Origin of the sequence: Streptomyces sp. NPDC017246, assembly GCF_044331325.1 — a bacterium.
Classification (GTDB): domain Bacteria; phylum Actinomycetota; class Actinomycetes; order Streptomycetales; family Streptomycetaceae; genus Streptomyces.
This window is the reverse complement of record NZ_JBIRMW010000004.1, coordinates 471760-489447: the sequence shown is the minus strand read 5'-3', so window position 1 is coordinate 489447 and position 17688 is coordinate 471760. Positions and strand designations below refer to the sequence as shown.

Here is a 17688-nt window from a genome sequence, read left to right as displayed (position 1 = left end):
GGCCTGGACGCCCATAGGGTGAAACCGCGGCCGGCCGAAGAGCCGACGCACACTCATATGCACGTGAATTTGCACAGCCTGAAGGCGTGAACTCTTCGCTGCGAGAGCACGTGCCAATGGCGTGTGACCAAGAACGGACCGCGAATTTCCGTTTCTACTCGCTCTCTCGGCGGGCGATCAGTAGCCTCACCTCGAACACCGGCCGCGAACACATGGCCGCATCCCCCATGGCGACTTGTTGGAGACATTGATGGAGCGTCCCGCCTGGGCTCCGCCTGGTATCGACATCTCGGTGCCGAGCGTGTCCCGTATGTACGACTTCTATCTGGGCGGCTCGCACAATTTCGAAGTGGACCGGGAAGCGGCGCGCAAGGCCATGGAGTTCATGCCTGGCCTGCCCAAGATCATGCAGGCGAACCGCGCCTTCATGCGACGCGCCGTCCGCCACGCCGTTGACAACGACGTCACCCAGTTCCTGGACATCGGCTCCGGCATACCCACCTTCGGCAATGTGCACGAGGTCGCCCGCACCGCCGACCCCTCCGCGCGCGTCGTCTACGTCGACCACGACCCGGTCGCCGTGGCCCACAGCCGCGCCGTCCTGGAGGGCGACGAGGGGGCCGCGGTCGTCGCCGCCGACCTGCGCAAGCCGGCCGACATCCTGCACAGTCCCGAGGTGTCCCGACTCCTCGACCTGAAGCGGCCGGTGGCGCTGCTCCTCGTCGCCGTCCTGCACTTCCTGGAGGACCAGGACCGGCCCTACGAGGCCGTCACCGAACTCCTCGACGCCCTCGCGCCCGGCAGCCTCCTCGTGCTGACCCACGCCTCGTACGAGGGCATCCCGCTCTCCGAGGAACAGGCCGGCGGCACCGTCGGGGTCTACCGCACCATCCGCAGTCCCCTGGTGATGCGATCCGGCGCCGAGATCACCCGTTTCTTCGAGGGCACCGACCTGGTCGAGCCGGGCCTCGTCCCGATGCCCGACTGGCGACCGGAGAGCCCGGTCGAGGAGGAGGATCCCTACGCCTTCTCCGGTTTCGCAGGGGTGGGGCGCAAGGCGTGAAGGTCCCGTCTCAGCCGTCCGGCGGCCTCGCCGAAGCCGACGGCCCCGAGGACAGACTCAGGCGGTTCGTCACCATCTGGAGCCGCGCGATCTTCCCGGTGACCGCCACCTCGCTGACCCGCGCCGAGTTCGAGGTGCATCTGCTGCCGCTCGCCCGCACCCTGAACGACGCGCTGCACGCCCGGCCCTTCGACACGGCCCCGGCCCAGCGCACCGGCGCGGCGCTCGTCGCCGCCCACTGCACCGACCCGGACTCCCTCGGCCGCAGCCTCGGCGTCGTCGACTCGTATCTGGTGCTCTACTGCGGCACGGAGTCGGAGCTTCCGGCCGAGGAGCTCCGGGCCCGCTGCGCCCGGCTCCAGCACGCCATGGCCACCGGCTACGCCCAGGCCCTGCGCGAGCGGACCCGCGCCGAGCAGGAGGCCATCGCCCGCTCCGCGCTCTCCGCCCGCAGCGCCGCCGAGATCGCCCTGCACGCCACCGAGAGCCGCTTCCGCGCGGTCTTCGACGGGGCGGCGATAGGGATCGGCATCGCCGACCTCGACGGCAACGTCCTGGAGGTCAACGAGACCCTCACCCGGATGTTCGGCGGGATGGAGGGTCCGCTGCGCAGCCGGAAGGTCAGCGAGTGGGTCCACCCGGAGGACGGTCCGCACGTCTGGAAGCTGTACGAGGAGCTGGTCCGCGGCGACCGCGAGCACTACCGCGTGGAGAAGCCGTACTACCGCGGCGACGGAACGGTTCTCTGGACCAACCTCACCGTCTCGCTGCTCCGCGACGCCGAGGGCAACCCCCAGTACCAGCTGGCCCTCATGGAGGACACCACCGAGCGGCGCCTGCTCCATCTGCGCCTGCGGTACGAGGCCACCCACGACGCGCTGACGGGACTCCCCAACCGGACCCTGTTCTTCGAGCGTCTGGAGAAGGCCCTCGCGCCCGGCGACAACGCCCGTTTCGGCCTCTGCTATCTGGACCTCGACGGCTTCAAGGTCATCAACGACAGCCTCGGTCACTCCACCGGCGACCGGCTGCTCGTCGAGGTCGCGGACCGGCTGCAGAGCTGTGTCACCGGGGCCGGCGAGATGGTGGCCCGGCTCGGCGGGGACGAGTTCGTCGCCCTCACCACCGGCGCCGCCGGCGAACGGGACGTCACCGAACTCGCCGACCGCATCCTCGCGGCCCTCTCCACCCCCCTCCGCATCGACGGCCGCGAACTGACCGTCCGCGGCAGCCTCGGCGTGGTCGAGGGACCGGCCGGCGAGCGGACCCCGGCCGAGGTGCTCCGGAGCGCCGACATCACCATGTACCGGGCCAAGTCCGCGGGCGGCAACCGCTTCGAGCTCGCCGACGCCGAGGCCGACGCCCGTGCCATCACCCGGCACGGCCTCACCACGGCTCTGCCGACCGCCCTGGAACGCGGCGAGTTCTTCATCGAGTACCAGCCGCTCGTCCACCTCGACGACGGCAGCGTGCACGGCGCCGAGGCGCTCGTCCGGTGGTGCCACCCGCAGCACGGCGTACTCGGCCCCGACCGCTTCATCCCGTTGGCCGAGGACACCGGCCTCATCGTGCCGCTCGGCCGCTGGGTGCTCCAGGAGGCCGTGCGCCAGGCCCGCTTCTGGCAGACCCGGCACTCCGACGGCGGTCCGCTGCGGATCAACGTCAACCTCTCCCCGACCCAGCTCCACCACCCGCGCCTGGTCGCCGACACCGTCGACGTCCTGGAGCGGTCGGGGCTCGAACCGGGCGCACTCTGCCTGGAGGTGACCGAATCGGCGCTCATCGGCGCGGACGAGGACCTGCTCAAGCCGCTGCGGCAGCTCGCCGAGATGGGCGTCGACATCGCGCTCGACGACTTCGGCACCGGCTACTCGAACCTGGCCAACCTGCGCCGCCTTCCGGTGAGCGTCCTCAAGCTCGACCGGTCCTTCACCCGGGGCATGCAGCAGCACCCGGTGGACCCGGTCGACCTCAAGATCGTGGAGGGGATCGTCTCCCTGGCGCACAGCCTGGAACTCGCCGTCACCGTCGAGGGCGTGGAGACCGGTGCGCAGGCCCGTCAGCTGCGCGACCTCGGCTGCGACACGGCGCAGGGCTGGTACTACGCCCGCCCCGGCGCCCCGGACCGCATCCACTCGCTGCTCCTGGCGGACGCGGTCTGAGACCCGCGCGTACGAGACCGGCCTCCCCGCGCGAAGCGGGGAGGCCGGGAAGAGTACGGGGGAGGAAAGCGGGGAGGCTATTTCATTGGAGTGGTAGAAGGAAGCCCCTCCATGGCCTCGCCCCGGAACGACCGTAGCACTCAGGCGGGCAGCAGGTCGCGCAGATTTTCCGGGGTGATCACGCGCGAGCCCGGAGGCAGGCCGTCCGGCCGCTCCAGGCCGAGGTACGTGACCGGGGTGTCCGGCGGCGTACGGCCGTCCCACAGCGTCGTCCGCGCCCCCGACTCCTCCATCAGCGCCACGATATGACGTACCGTCAGGGGAGTCCGCCCGAACAGGCCGCGCAGCAGGACCGCGATCGACACCCGGTGCTCCTCGACCCGGTTCGCCGACGGCGTCCCCCGCAGGTACAGATGCAGCCAGTGCGCGTGCCAGTGGCCCTCCTCGTCCCGCCGGAACGCCAGCGGCAGCGCGACCCGGCCGGGCCCCCGGAGGTCCGACTTCATCCGGACGGTCCGCGGCTCGAACGGCCGGCCGCCTTGCTCGCCCTCGCGGAGCATGAACCCGAAGAAGCCCTCCGCCACCTCGTCGAAGCCCTCCCCCGAGAACACGTGCACCTGCGGAACGACGAATGTGCCGCGTACCGCGCCCAGCCGCAGATCGATGAACTCCGAAGCCCCGTCCGGCGCTTCGGTGATGTCACCGGAGTGGCTGCCCTCGACGTCGGTGAGCGCCGTGTACGAGAGCCAGGTGACCGTCGCGAAGTCCTCGTCGAGGACCAGCGCCGACAGATCGTGGTCGGTGGTGCGGGCGGCCTCCCTCCAGTACGTGAAGAAGCGCAGCAGCTCGCCCTCGACCGGGGAGACCGAACCCCGGGGCAGGACGCCGAGCCCCGCCGAGGCCGCCCGGCCGCTCAGCGGCAGGGCCACGTCCAGCACATCGGGATCGATCAGGAGGTGCCCGGGGTCCGGCAGCCGGCGCCGGGTCTCCGCGTCGAGCACCTCGACGAGCCGCTCGCGGACGGCGTCCGCCAGCGGCGGACGGGTGTCGGCGGCGACCCAGGCCCTCCCCTCCCGGTTCACGAACACACGGCGCTCCCGGCCCGCGCCCGCGCGGTTCTGGACGTGCTCGCGGACCGACAGGACGACCCGGCCCGACACCTCCGGCGCGGCCCGCTCGACGGCCGAGAGAACGGCATCCCGCTCCTTGCCCTCCGCGGCGCCGCGGAGGAGCCGGTCCACGGCGCGGAACAGCCGCCCCGGAGCCCCGGTGGCCAGCAGCTCCGCCGCGGCCGCGACATCGCCGTGTGCCAGCAGCTCCTCCACACGGCTGTCGAACGACGGCACCCTCCGCTCGCCCCGGGCCACGGCGAAGACCTCGGCCGCGTGCGGCCAGTGCGGGTACTCGTGGGGGTGGAGCCGCTCCCCGAGCCGCTTCCACGCCTCCCGGTGCGCGGACACGTCCGCGAGCTTGGCCGGGGACGCGGCCACCACCGCGTCGAGCCCCGCGAGCAGGGCACGGCGGTACGGACGGGAGAGCGCGCGGAACGGGGTCGGCTCGCGCAGGGCGACATCGCCCTCCGCGAGGGCGCAGGCCAGCCGCAGCACGTCGGTCACGGTGTCGAGCAGCGGGGCGGCGCCCGTCCGCAGCCGGGCGCGGTTGACGACGGCGCGGTTCTCCCGAACGGTGATCGTCTCCGGCTGCGGGCCGTCCACGCAGTGCTCGGCGAGCACGGCCAGATCACGCAGACCCTCCTCGCCGAGCGGGGTCGTGCTGCCGGCCAGGGCCAGATAGAGCCCGGTGACCTCGTGGTCCGCGTCCCGGCCCGGACGCAGCACCGTCAGCCGGTCGCCGGCCGCCGCGATCAGCTCGTCGTGTGCGGCGAGCATCTCCTCGTACGTGTGGCGGTAGCGGCCGTACGACGGGAGGGTCAGCAGGTCGAGGAGGCCCGCGCGCAGCTGGTCGACCGCGCCGGCGCGGGCGTCGCCGTCGCTGACCGCCTCGGCCACGCAGGTCATCCAGAAGTCGAGGGTGTCCGGCACGTTGGCAGGGAAGTCGACGAAGTAGACGTTGTGCCGCACATGGTCGCCGACGAGTTCGCGGACCGTGGCCAGGGTACGGACGGCGGTCTCGACGACCGTGGGCCCGGCCAACCCCGACAGGCGCTCGATCAGCTCTCCCGACAGCTTGAACCCGGCGGTCATCAGGGCCGCGTCGAACCTGCGCGCGGCGGCGGCCCCGTCCCCGGCCGGACCGGTGGGGGAGGGGAGGCGGTGGGTGTGCCGGACGACCAGGTGTTCGAGAGCGTGGACCATGGAGGCATGCTCGCAGCCGCCCGCCGCCCCTCGCACATGGATTTACCGGGGTCCGGGAGAGGCGGACCGCTCGCGCGCCGACCGCCTCAGCCGGCGTCCATCGCCTGCTCGGGCCTGCCCCGGCGCGAGGCCAGCAGCATTTGCTGGAGCTCCCGGGCCGCTCGCGGCGGCGCCACGTCGCTCCGGTGTGCCAGCGCGATGGTCCGCCGCAGCCCCGGCCGGGCGAGCGCGGTGACGCGCAGGTCCCGGCCCGCGCGTGCCGCGACCATCGCGGGGACGACCGCGAGCCCGAGCCCGGCCCGTACGAAGCCGAGGACCGCGTCCAGCTCGCCGCCCTCGACGGTGAAGGTGGGCTCGAAGCCCTCGGCCCGGCAGGCGGCCACCGTCAGTTCCCGCAGGTCGTAGCCGTGCCGGAACATCACGAGCGGCTGGTCCCGCAGGTCGGTGACGCGCACCGGTCGGCACGGCGCCGGGGCCGAGGCCGAGGAGACCACCACCAGGTCCTCCCGGAGCAGTTCCACGGTCGTCAGGGCCGGTGACGGGGTCGGCAGCGGCAGCACCACCAGTGCCAGGTCGAGGGCCCCGCGGGCCAGCTCCCGGACGAGGTCGTGCGAGCCGCCCTCCTCGATGAGGAGCTCGATCCCCGGATGCAGGTCGTGGAAGGCCCGCAGCACGTCCGGGAGCAGCCCGGTGCACAGACTGGGGGTCGCGCCGAGCCGGACCCGGCCCCGCTTCAGCTGGGCCAGCTCCTGCACCTCGATCCGGGCCGTCTCCGTGTCGGCGAGGATCCGGCGCGCGAGCGGCAGCAGGGCCTCGCCCGCGTCGGTGAGCGTGATGTTGCCCCGGGCGCGGCTGAACAGCTCGGCGCCCAGCTCCTGCTCCAGGGCCTTGATCTGCTGGGAGAGGGAGGGCTGCGAGACATGGACGCGCTCGGCGGCCTGGGTGAAGTGCCGGGTCTCGGCCACGGCGACGAAGTAGAGGAGCTGCTGGAACTGCATGGGCCCAGCCTAGGGGACGTGGATAGGCCGCGCCTATCGAGATCAGCCGGACCATGTCTTGGACCTCTGGGGCCCTTCGGCCCTAGCGTCGGGAACATGACTCTGGCACCCACGAGGGACCGGACGACACGCCGCCCGCCGTCCCCCACACCGTCACGCGGATTCCTGTCATCGACCCTCGGCAAGAAGACGGTCATGGCCGTCAGCGGGCTGCTCATGCTCGGCTATCTCGTCGCCCATGTCGCCGGCAACCTGAAGGTCTTCTTCGGCCCCGAGGAGTTCAACGCCTACGGCCACTGGCTCCGGGTCATGGGCGCGCCCGTCCTGCACCACGAGTGGGCGCTCTGGCTCGTCCGGATCGCGCTCCTCGCCGCCGTCGTCGCCCACGCCGTCTGCGCGTACCAGCTCAGCCGCCGCGACGTGAAGGCCCGCCCCACCGCGTACGTGCACCGCCGCCGGCGCGCGTCGTACGCCACGCGCACCATGCGCTGGGGCGGGATCATCCTCGCCCTCTTCATCGTCTGGCACATCCTCGACCTGACCACCGGCACCGTCCACCCCGGCGGCTTCGAGGAGGGCAAGCCCTACCAGAACGTCGTCGACACCTTCTCGACCTGGTACGGCAACGTCATCTACATCGTCGCCATGCTCGCCGTCGGCCTCCACGTCCGCCACGGATTCTGGAGCGCCGCCCAGACCCTCGGCGTCGGCAACGCCCGCCGCGAACGCCTCCTGCGGGCCGCCGCCGACATCCTCGCGCTCGTCCTGACCGCGGGCTTCGTCTCCGTCCCCGTCGCCGTCATGACCGGAGTGGTGAGCTGATCCATGAACTCCACCGAATACGCGGACTACGCCACCGGCGCCCCGCTCGCCGACACCAAGGCCCCCGCCGGCCCCGTCGCCGAGCGCTGGGACACCCGGCGCTTCGAGGCGAAGCTGGTCAACCCCGCCAACCGGCGCAAGCACCGGATCATCGTCGTCGGCACCGGTCTCGCGGGCGGCTCCGCCGGCGCCACCCTGGCCGAACAGGGCTACCACGTGGTCCAGTTCTGCTTCCAGGACTCCCCGCGCCGCGCCCACTCCATCGCCGCCCAGGGCGGCATCAACGCGGCGAAGAACTACCGCAACGACGGCGACTCCGTCCACCGCCTCTTCTACGACACCGTCAAGGGAGGCGACTTCCGCGCCCGCGAGTCCAATGTCCACCGGCTCGCCCAGATCTCCGTCGAGATCATCGACCAGTGCGTCGCCCAGGGCGTCCCCTTCGCCCGCGAGTACGGCGGGCTCCTCGACACCCGCTCGTTCGGCGGCGTCCAGGTCTCCCGCACCTTCTACGCCCGCGGCCAGACCGGCCAGCAGCTGCTCCTCGGCGCCTACCAGGCCCTGTCCCGGCAGATCGCCGCCGGCAACGTCGAGATTCACGCCCGTACGGAGATGCTCGACCTGGTCGTCGTCGACGGGCGGGCCCGGGGCATCGTCGCCCGCGACCTGATCACGGGGGAGATCTCCACCCACTATGCGGACGCGGTCGTCCTGGCCAGCGGCGGCTACGGCAACGTCTTCTATCTGTCGACGAACGCGATGAACTCCAACGCCACCGCCGTCTGGCGGGCCCACCGGCGCGGCGCGTACTTCGCCAACCCCTGCTTCACTCAGATCCACCCCACCTGCATCCCGCGCACCGGCGACCACCAGTCCAAGCTGACCCTGATGAGCGAGTCGCTGCGCAACGACGGCCGGATCTGGGTCCCGAAGGCCAAGGGGGACACCCGCCCCGCCGCCGAGATCCCCGAGGACGAGCGCGACTACTACCTGGAGCGGATCTACCCCTCCTTCGGCAACCTCGTGCCCCGCGACATCGCCTCCCGCGCCGCGAAGAACGTCTGCGACGAGGGGCGGGGCGTCGGCCCCGGCGGGCAGGGCGTCTACCTCGACTTCGCCGACGCGATCCGGCGGATGGGCCGCAAGGCCGTCGAGGAGAGGTACGGCAACCTCTTCGACATGTACGAGCGGATCACCGCCGAGAACCCGTACGAGGTCCCGATGCGGATCTACCCCGCCGTCCACTACACGATGGGCGGACTCTGGGTCGACTACGACCTCCAGACCACCGTCCCCGGCCTCTTCGCCGTCGGCGAGGCCAACTTCTCCGACCACGGGGCCAACCGGCTCGGCGCCTCCGCCCTCATGCAGGGTCTCGCCGACGGCTATTTCGTCCTCCCCGCCACCATCAACGACTACCTCGCCCGGCACCCCCACGCCGAGCCCGTCACCGACGAGCATCCCGCCGTCCGGGAGGTGCTCGCCGAGACCGAGGACCGGCTGAACCTCCTCCTCGCCGTCGACGGCGACCGCACCCCCGACTCCTTCCACCGTGAACTCGGCGAACTCATGTGGGAGTACTGCGGGATGGCCCGCACGGAAGCCGGCCTGCGCACCGCCCTCGCCCGGATCCCGGAGATCCGTGCGGAGTTCTGGAGCCGGATCAAGGTCCCCGGCTCCGGCCAGGAGTTCAACCAGTCCCTGGAGCGGGCCAACCGGATCGTCGACTACCTGGAACTCGCCGAGCTGATGTGCCTCGACGCGCTCCACCGCGCCGAGTCCTGCGGCGGCCACTTCCGCGAGGAGTCCCAGACGCCGGACGGCGAGGCCGCACGCCGCGACGAGGAGTTCTCGTACGTGGCGGCCTGGGAGTTCGGCGGCACCGGCGGGCCCCCCGTCCTCCACAAGGAGGACCTCGCCTTCGAGTACGTCCACCCCACCCAGCGGAGCTACGCATGAGGCTCACCCTGCGCGTCTGGCGCCAGCGGAACGCCGACACCCCCGGCGCGATGTCCACCTACGACGTGGACGGCATCTCCGCCGACATGTCCTTCCTGGAGATGCTCGACACCCTCAACGAGGACCTCACCCTGCGCGGCGAGGATCCCGTGGCCTTCGACCACGACTGCCGGGAGGGCATCTGCGGGGCGTGCAGCCTCGTCATCAACGGCGACGCGCACGGACCGGAGCGGACCACCACCTGCCAGCTCCACATGCGGTCCTTCCGCGACGGAGACACCATCGACGTCGAACCCTGGCGGGCCTCCGCCTTCCCCGTCGTCAAGGACCTGGTCGTCGACCGCTCCGCCTTCGACCGGGTCATCCAGGCCGGCGGCTACATCACGGCCCCCACGGGCGCGGCCCCGGAGGCCCACGCCACCCCCGTCCCCAAGGCGGACGCGGACTCCGCCTTCGAACACGCGGAGTGCATCGGCTGCGGCGCGTGCGTGGCGGCCTGCCCCAACGGCTCGGCGATGCTCTTCACCTCGGCCAAGGTCAACCATCTGAACGTGCTGCCGCAGGGCTCGCCCGAGCGCGAGACCCGGGTCCTCGACATGGTGGCCCAGATGGACGCGGAGGGCTTCGGCGGCTGCACACTGACGGGCGAGTGCGCGACGGCCTGCCCGAAGGGGATCCCGCTGCCGTCGATCGCGGCGATGAACCGGGAGTGGCTGCGGGCGCGGCGGAAGCCGGCCCGGGGCTGAGTCCGGATCAGGACAGTCTGAGGGCGTGGGCTCCACCACACATCGCACCCCGGAGCGAAAGATCATTCACATAATGATCACTTTCTCCGTAAGATTTTCGCTCCGGGGTGCCCCTGTCCGCGCGGACAGCAAGATCAACTCCGTTCAACTCTGTACTTTTCATGACAAGTTGTCCACTTCACGGCCAACCGGCCGGTGGCGATTTCCGGCGCGCCCGAACCCCCGGGTACTGATGAGGGCTGCCGGGGGCATATGACCAAACCCCCGGTCGCACAGACCACTTGGGGGTTCCATGTCCAACATCACCCGCCGCCGGGCTCTCGGCGTCGCGGCCGGCGCCGCGGGCGCCGCCGCAGGCCTCGCCCTGGCCGGCTCCGCCGTCGCCGACGCGCCCCGCCCCGCCGCTCCCGCGGCCGGCCCGGCGTCCTTCGACGAGGTCTACCAGGGCCGCCGCATCAAGGGCGGGCCCTCGCACGGCGGCGGCCACCACGGGGGACACCACGGAGGCGGCTACTCCGTCACGGTCGACGGCGAGGAACTGCACGTCATGCAGAACGCCGACGGCACCTGGATCAGCGTGATCAACCACTACGAGCCCGTCGCCACGCCCAGGGCACTCGCCCGCGCGGCCGTCCGCGAACTCCAGGGCGCCCCGCTCGTACCCCTCACCCTCGGCTGACCGATCCAGGAGCACGCACCACCATGACCGTACGCAAGAACCAGGCCGCCCTCACCGCCGACGAGAAGCGACGCTTCGTCAACGCCCTCCTGGAGCTCAAGCGCTCCGGGCGGTACGACACCTTCGTCACCACCCACAACGCCTTCATCATGGGCGACACCGACAACGGCGACCGCGTCGGCCACCGCTCCCCGTCGTTCCTGCCCTGGCACCGGCGCTTCCTCATAGAGTTCGAACAGGCCCTGCGGTCCGTCGACCCGACCGTCACCCTCCCCTACTGGGACTGGACGGTCGACCGCACCTCCCGCTCCTCGATCTGGGCGCCAGACTTCCTCGGCGGCACCGGGCGCGCCCGCGACGGCCAGGTGACCGACGGCGCCTTCGCCCGCAGCGGCAACCGCTGGACGATCACCGTCCGCGTCGACGGCCGCGACTACCTCAGGCGCGACCTCGGCGCCGGCGGCCGGCAGCTGCCCACCCGCGCCGAGGTGGACTCCGTCCTCGCCATGGAGACCTACGACACGGCCCCGTGGAACAGTTCGTCGGACGGTTTCCGCAACCACCTGGAGGGCTGGCGCGGCGTGAACCTCCACAACCGCGTCCACGTCTGGGTCGGCGGCCAGATGGGCACCGGGGTCTCCCCGAACGACCCCGTGTTCTGGATGCACCACGCCTTCATCGACAAGCTGTGGGCCGACTGGCAGGCCCGCCACCCCCGGTCCACGTACCTGCCCGCGGCGGGCACCGCGAACGTCGTCGACCTCGGCGACACCATGCGCCCGTGGAACGACGTCACCCCGGCGGACATGCTGGACCACACCCGCCACTACACCTTCGACACGGCGGCCTGATCCGCCGGACGGGCCTCAGCTCCGTCCGGTGAGCCCGAGCGAGCGGGCCAGATACGGCGCGGTGCGGCTCTCCGCCGCCCGCGCCACCCCCTCCGGGGGCCCCTCGGCCACGATCCGGCCCCCCTCGTCGCCGCCGCCCGGCCCGAGGTCGACGACCCAGTCGGCGGTGGCCACGACCTCCATGTCGTGCTCGACGACGATCACCGAATGCCCGGCGTCCACGAGCCCGTGGAGCTGGCGCATCAGCACCTCGACATCCGCCGGGTGCAGACCGGTCGTCGGCTCGTCGAGCACGTACAGGGTGGGGGAGCGGTGCGGCCGCTGGAGTTCGGAGGCGAGCTTGATCCGCTGCGCCTCGCCGCCGGACAGCTCGGTGGCCGGCTGGCCGAGCGTCAGATAGCCGAGGCCCACGTCGAGCAGCGTGCGCAGGCTCCGGGCCGCGGCCGGGACGTCGTCGAAGAAGGCGGCGGCGGACTCGACCGTCAGATCGAGGACCTCGGCGATGGTGAGGCCGCGCAGCCGCACCTGGAGGGTCTCGGGGTTGTAGCGGGCGCCGTGGCAGTCGGGGCAGGGCGCGTACGTACTGGGCAGGAAGAGGAGCTCGACCGAGACGAAGCCCTCGCCCTGACAGGTCTCGCAGCGGCCCCCCGTGACGTTGAAGGAGAAGCGGCCCGCCTTGTAGCCGCGCGCCCGCGCCTCCTCGGTCTCGGTGAACAGCTTGCGCACGACGTCGAACAGACCGGTGTACGTGGCCAGGTTGGAGCGCGGAGTCCGGCCGATCGGACGCTGATTCACCGTCACCAGACGTTCCACTCCGGGGAGTTCCCCGGTGAGTGCGCCGACGAGCGTGGACTTCCCGGAACCGGACACCCCGGTGACGGCGGTCAGCACCCCCACCGGGAAGGCCGCGTCGACCGCCCGCAGATTGTGCCGGGTGACCGGCCCGGTCCGCAGCCAGCCGGCCGGTGCGCGGACCTCCCGCGCGGGCGCCGGCTCCCGGTCGAAGAGGAAACGGCGGGTCGCCGACGCCTCGACGTCCGCCAGCCCGCGCGGCGGGCCGCTGTGCAGCACCCGCCCGCCGTGCACCCCGGCGCGCGGGCCGACGTCCACGAGCCAGTCGGCGTGCCGGACGACGTCCAGGTGGTGCTCGACGACGAAGACGGAGTTCCCCGAGGCCTTCAGCCGGTCGAGGACCACGAGCAGGGCCTCCGTGTCGGCCGGGTGCAGTCCGGCGGACGGCTCGTCGAGGACGTACACCACACCGAAGAGTCCCGAGCGGAGCTGCGTGGCGAGCCGGAGCCGCTGGAGCTCGCCGTTGGAGAGGCTGGGCGTGGCGCGGTCGAGGCTGAGGTAGCCCAGACCGAGTTCGGTCACGGTCGCGATCCGGGCGACGAGATCCTCGGTGAGGACGCGTGCGGTCTCCTCGCCCTCGGCCGTCGATTCCCTCGCCGCCGCGGAGAGGAGCCCGGACAGGGCCGTCAGCGGCAGCGCGGCCAGCTCGGCGATGGTCCGGCCCCCGAAGGTCACCGCGAGGGCCTCCGGCCGCAGCCGCCCACCGCCGCACACCGGGCAGGGCGCGCTGGTGAGGAAGCGCTCGGCCTTCGCGCGCAGCGACGGGCTCTTCGAGTCGGAGAACGTCTTCAGCACATAGCGCCGGGCGCTCATGTACGTCCCCTGGTAGGGGCGTTGGATGCGGTCGGCGTCCCGCACCGGATGGACGGTGACGACGGGCTGCTCGTCCGTGAGGAGGATCCACTCCCGGTCCTTCGCGTCGAGCTCGCGCCACGGCCGGTCGACGTCGTACCCGAGGGTGTCGAGGACGTCCCGCAGGTTCTTGCCCTGCCAGGCGCCCGGCCACGCGGCGACGGCCCCCTGACGGATCGACAGCTCCGGCTCGGGGACGAGGAGTTCCTCGTTCGTCTCGTGGATCCGCCCGAGCCCCTGACACGAAGGGCAGGCGCCCGCCGCCGTATTGGGGGAGAAGGCGTCGGAGTCGAGCCGCCCGGCGCCCTCCGGGTAGCGCCCGGCCCGCGAGAACAGCATCCGGAGGGAGTTGGAGAGGGTGGTGACCGTACCCACGGAGGAGCGGGCGTTCGGGGAGGACCTGCGCTGCTCCAGGGAGACCGCCGGCGGAAGCCCCGTGATCTCGCCGACCGAGGGCGCGCCCACCTGGTGGATCAGCCGCCGCGCGTACGGGGCGACCGATTCGAAGTAGCGCCGCTGGGCCTCCGCGTAGATCGTGCCGAAGGCCAGGGACGACTTGCCGGAGCCGGAGACCCCGGTGAAGACGACGAGCGCGTCGCGGGGGATGTCGACGTCCACGCCGGCGAGGTTGTGCTCGCGGGCACCACGGACACGGACGTACGGATCATGGGCTCTGTCGTGCATGCGGTGATTTTATCCTTTGGTCCGCTCTCGTCCTGATGGGGCCGCCGGGGGTGCGGCCGGGACGGTGATCGCGGTCCGGAACGCGGGCCGTCCGGGCGGGTCGCCTCGTGGAGGCGACCCGCCCGGACGGGGCGTGCGACTAGCGGACGTCGTAGGCGCGGGTGACGGTCTGGGTGACCGCGTTGCCGCCGGCGTCGGTGAGGGTGGCCCTGGTCATGACCTGCTTGCCGGTGGCGCCGGTGTGGTCGAGGACAGCCGTCCAGGTGCCGCCCTGCTTCCGGGTCGGCGCCTCGGTCCAGGTGGCGCCGCCGTCGTAGGAGTACGACAGCGAGGCCGCCGTGATCGCGCCCGGGGTGTACCCGGCGTGGCCCTCTACCGACAGGCCGACCTCGATGCCACTCCGCGCGGGCAGGGTGTTCAGGCCGTCCACCGGCAGGTCGTAGACCGGGGTGAGGATGGGAAGGCCGCGCGAGTAGACCGCGGGCTCCTTGTGGGAGCGGAAGCTCCAGGTGGTGGTGGCGGCGGTGGAGCGCAGCCAGTTCCGGTCCGCGGACGGAATCTTCTCCAGGATCTGGGTGAGCTCGTACGCGGAGTCCTCGTCCGGCACCTCGAACACGCCGTACGGATCGACCCTCGTGGCGATCTGCTCACCGTCGCGCTTCAGCACCAGCTTGCCGAGGTCGCCGAACGACCCTCCGTAGGTCCAGTGGTCACCGGAGCCGTCCAGCCAGAGCGCGTTCTGGAAGCCGATCAGGTCACCCTGCCGTTCGGCCGCCAGCATCGGCTCGCCGTCGGCGTCGCGCGGTGCGGCCGGCCGCAGCGGACCGCCGTACCACTCCTCGGAGCTCCGCTGCCCGGTCCGGTAGGTGCGCTCCTGGTCGCCCATGAAGGCGGCGAACGGGAAGCTGGTCATCGCGCCGTGGTACCAGGCGTCGTCGCCGGTCGTGTAGTACGCCGTGCGGATGGTGGGCACGTGGACCTCGCCCATCGGCGTCACGGGGACGTAGGCGCCGGCACCCCCGTTGGGGCGGATGAACAGTGCGTCGACGTAGTCGGCCTCCTTGCCCATGGCCCTCCACGTCTCGGTGACCTGGGCCAGCCTGGAGTCCTTGGGCCGGTAGACCTGGTCGGAGGAGAGCGGACCCTCGGTCGGGTACGACAGGTTGTAGACGTAGGGCGAGCCGCTCTCGGCGCCGGTCGCGCGCCAGGTGGACCGGAACTCGTAGGTGCCCTTCCGGGCCCGCCCGTCGACGTCCGCGTAGAAGTTCCGGATGGTGTCGGCGGGGGTCAGCGATCCGGACGTCTGCCAGGTGTCGTCCCACGTGCGGGCGTAGCTGAACGTGGCGCTGTCCAGTGTCGAGGTCCGCTCGGTCCGCAGGCTCAGCCGGTGGGCCTCGCGGGCGTCCAGGACGACCGTGGTGTCACGGGTGATCCGGAACTCCGGCTGCGCGAGGTAGCTGATCGACTCGGCCGCGTCCGCGGCGTCGTACGAGGTCACGAAGCTGCTCAGGGCGTAGTCGCCGGGGCGCACGCTGAACGTCTGGTCCGCCGCTCCCGCGTTGACACGGCGCTCGCCCTTGTCGATGTCGAGCTTGACCAGGTCCAGGGACGAGGGGCCGGTCGCGGGCTTGCCGTCGCGGTCGATGAGCTTGACGCGGAGGGTGACCGTCTCGGGCTGGACGTAGAGCGTGAAGGGTACGGAGACGTGCGCACCGCCGCCGGTGGCCAGGATCCGGCCGGTGACGGCGCCGTACTGGGAGGCCTTGAGGCGGGCGGTGGGGTCGATCCGCAGCGGCACCTGGACGGTGGTCCCCGCGGGGACCGTCACCCTGCCCTCCGCCGGCTTCGCGATGCCGGAGCGGACCTCGCTGCCGTCGTTGCCGCGCACCCCGCCGACCTTCAGATCCAGGGTGAGGGCGGCGGTGCCGGTGTTGGTGAAGGGCACCTGCACCGTCCTGCGGTCCGAGGCGTCCTGCGGCCAGTTGTAGCTGCCGGCCTGGACGGCCGGCGCGGAGAGCACCTTCTGGTTCACCGCGCCGAGCACGTCGAGCACGCCGGCGCCGGTCTCGTCGGCGCCCGCGATCTTCCCGCCGGTGCGCGCGGAGGAGACCAGGGCGGCCTTGACCTGCTGCGCCGTCCACTCCGGGTGGGCCTGGCGGACGACCGCCGCGGCGCCCGCGACATGCGGGGTGGCCATGGAGGTGCCGGACATCGCCCGGTAGGCGTAGAGGCCACGGCCGCCCGCACTGGCCGCGGAGATGCCGACGCCGGGGGCGGACAGCTCCGGCTTGAGGGTGTGGGTGGCGGCCACCGGACCGCGGCTGGAGAACCACGCCGTGGTGCCGTCGCGGTCGACGGCGCCCACGGTCAGCGCCTCGGACACACAACCGGGCGAGGAGACGGTCTCGGTGCCCGGACCGGAGTTGCCCGCGGCGACGACGAACAGCGAGTCGCTGCTCTGCGCGAGCCGCCTCGTCGCCTGCGCCACCGGGTCCGTGCAGTCACGGGCCGAGGCGTTGCCCAGGCTCATGGAGACGACATCGGCCTGCTGGTCGACGGCCCACTGCATACCGGCGATGACCCAGGAGTCCTGACCGGAGCCGTAGTCGTTGAGGACCTTGCCGATCAGCAGGGAGGTACCGGGGGCGACGCCCCTCATACGGCCCTCGCTCGCCGCACCGGACCCGCCGACGGTGGAGGCGGTGTGGGTGCCGTGACCCTGGCGGTCGTCGGTGGTCGTGGAGTTCGTGAAGTTCTTGGACGCGGTGACGCGGTCCGCCAGGTCCGGGTGCTCGGCGTCCGCGCCCGTGTCGAGGACGGCGACCTTGGTGCCCTTGCCGTCGTAGCCGGCCGCCCATGCCTCGGGAGCGTGCACCTGGGCGGTGGACCGGTCCAGCGTGGCCTCGACCTTGCCGTCAAGCCACAGCTTCTTGAGCGTGGCGGCGGAACGGGAGCGCGGGTTGGTGATGTCCTGCCAGAAGGCGGCGGCGGTGTCCTTGCCGGCCTTGAGCGCGACACCGTCCACCGCCGGGAGCGCCAGACCACGCTCGGCTCCGCGAGGCGCCGCCGGAGCGCCGTCGAGGACGTTCACGCCGGGCTGGTACGTGGCGATGAGCGGCAGCGCGTCGGTCCGCGCGTCGTCGTATCCCTGGCGGATGAGCCCGGTGACGTTGAAGAGCTGCTCGTCGACCTTGCCCTCGGCGATCGCCTCGGTGGCGCCCTCCGGGTAGACGTAGAGGTCCTTCCCCGTCTGACGGGTCTGGAGCGTCGGCCGCGTGCCGTCCTCGCGGGGCAGGACCGCCGCGGAGCTGCGACCCGACGGGTCCGTGGTCACCAGGATCTTGTCGCCGGTGACGAGGGTGACCGTCACCTGCTTGCCGCTCGTGGCGGCGGACCCGCCGCCGACGATCGGCCTCTTGCCCGAGGCACCGTCAGGCGGGGTCTCCGCCGCGATGGACGGTGCGACCGTGGTGACGGCCAGGACGGCGGCGGTTGCCGCGCCCAGGGCTGTACGCGTTATGGAGCGCATGGATCTCCCACTCGAAACCGTGAACATGTCGGGCTGCAGCTGCAGCCTGGCAGACGCACGGATCAGCGAGGGATGCCGGGCGTGGCGGGTTCCCTGCATGTCGGCTACCCGACACGTGCTCGCATCCGGCAACGCTCCGTCCCGGTGGAACCCCGGGGCGCGCGGGTGGGGGAAGG

General features: G+C 72.0%; 11 protein-coding genes. 7 read left to right on the top strand and 4 right to left on the bottom strand.

The window, feature by feature from the left end:
• Positions 1–250: 250 nt before the first annotated feature.
• Both ACH4MY_RS12850 and ACH4MY_RS12845 read left to right on the top strand, forming a co-directional pair.
• Positions 251–1063, top strand: coding sequence for an SAM-dependent methyltransferase (locus tag ACH4MY_RS12850; protein ID WP_398001564.1), 813 nt, complete (start codon positions 251–253; stop codon positions 1061–1063).
• Entirely contained in the window at positions 1060–3225 is a 2166-nt protein-coding gene (locus ACH4MY_RS12845) for a putative bifunctional diguanylate cyclase/phosphodiesterase (RefSeq protein WP_398001561.1), read from the top strand. The genes ACH4MY_RS12850 and ACH4MY_RS12845 overlap by 4 nt, the downstream gene beginning before the upstream one ends.
• Positions 3226–3365: 140 nt before the next feature.
• On the opposite strand, the gene ACH4MY_RS12840 is transcribed toward ACH4MY_RS12845, so the two are convergent.
• Together ACH4MY_RS12840 and ACH4MY_RS12835 are read right to left on the bottom strand one after the other, a co-directional pair.
• Positions 3366–5540: a hypothetical protein gene (locus ACH4MY_RS12840; protein WP_398001558.1), complete on the bottom strand. Its 2175-nt coding sequence runs from the start codon at positions 5538–5540 to the stop codon at positions 3366–3368.
• An 86-nt stretch (positions 5541–5626) separates the two neighbouring features.
• On the bottom strand, positions 5627–6538 hold the full coding sequence (locus ACH4MY_RS12835; protein ID WP_398001555.1) for a LysR family transcriptional regulator: 912 nt from the start codon (positions 6536–6538) through the stop codon (positions 5627–5629).
• Between the two features lie 195 nt (positions 6539–6733).
• Here ACH4MY_RS12835 and ACH4MY_RS12830 point away from each other — a divergent pair, with 195 nt between their 5' ends.
• The 5 genes from ACH4MY_RS12830 to ACH4MY_RS12810 all read left to right on the top strand — a co-directional run bounded on the left by ACH4MY_RS12830 (position 6734) and on the right by ACH4MY_RS12810 (position 11595).
• Positions 6734–7360 (top strand): succinate dehydrogenase, encoded by a 627-nt coding sequence (locus ACH4MY_RS12830; RefSeq protein ID WP_398001552.1) that lies wholly within the window; start codon positions 6734–6736, stop codon positions 7358–7360.
• A gap of 3 nt (positions 7361–7363) precedes the next feature.
• Positions 7364–9319: a fumarate reductase/succinate dehydrogenase flavoprotein subunit gene (locus tag ACH4MY_RS12825; protein ID WP_398001550.1), complete on the top strand. Its 1956-nt coding sequence runs from the start codon at positions 7364–7366 to the stop codon at positions 9317–9319.
• Entirely contained in the window at positions 9316–10065 is a 750-nt protein-coding gene (locus ACH4MY_RS12820) for a succinate dehydrogenase/fumarate reductase iron-sulfur subunit (protein WP_398001547.1), read from the top strand. Before ACH4MY_RS12825 ends, ACH4MY_RS12820 begins: the two co-directional genes overlap by 4 nt.
• A 292-nt stretch (positions 10066–10357) precedes the next feature.
• Positions 10358–10744, top strand: coding sequence for a tyrosinase cofactor (locus ACH4MY_RS12815; protein ID WP_398001545.1), 387 nt, complete (start codon positions 10358–10360; stop codon positions 10742–10744).
• Between the two features lie 23 nt (positions 10745–10767).
• On the top strand, positions 10768–11595 hold the full coding sequence (locus ACH4MY_RS12810; RefSeq protein WP_398001542.1) for a tyrosinase family protein: 828 nt from the start codon (positions 10768–10770) through the stop codon (positions 11593–11595).
• 15 nt (positions 11596–11610) lie between these two features.
• On the opposite strand, the gene ACH4MY_RS12805 is transcribed toward ACH4MY_RS12810, so the two are convergent.
• Both ACH4MY_RS12805 and ACH4MY_RS12800 read right to left on the bottom strand, forming a co-directional pair.
• Positions 11611–13983 carry an ATP-binding cassette domain-containing protein gene (locus tag ACH4MY_RS12805; protein ID WP_398001539.1) on the bottom strand — a complete coding sequence of 791 codons (2373 nt, stop codon included), beginning with the start codon at positions 13981–13983 and terminating at the stop codon, positions 11611–11613.
• Positions 13984–14122: 139 nt separating this feature from the next.
• A complete protein-coding gene (locus ACH4MY_RS12800; RefSeq protein ID WP_398001536.1) occupies positions 14123–17512 on the bottom strand; it encodes a S8 family peptidase in 3390 nt (1129 codons plus the stop codon).
• Between the last annotated feature and the right edge of the window lie 176 nt (positions 17513–17688).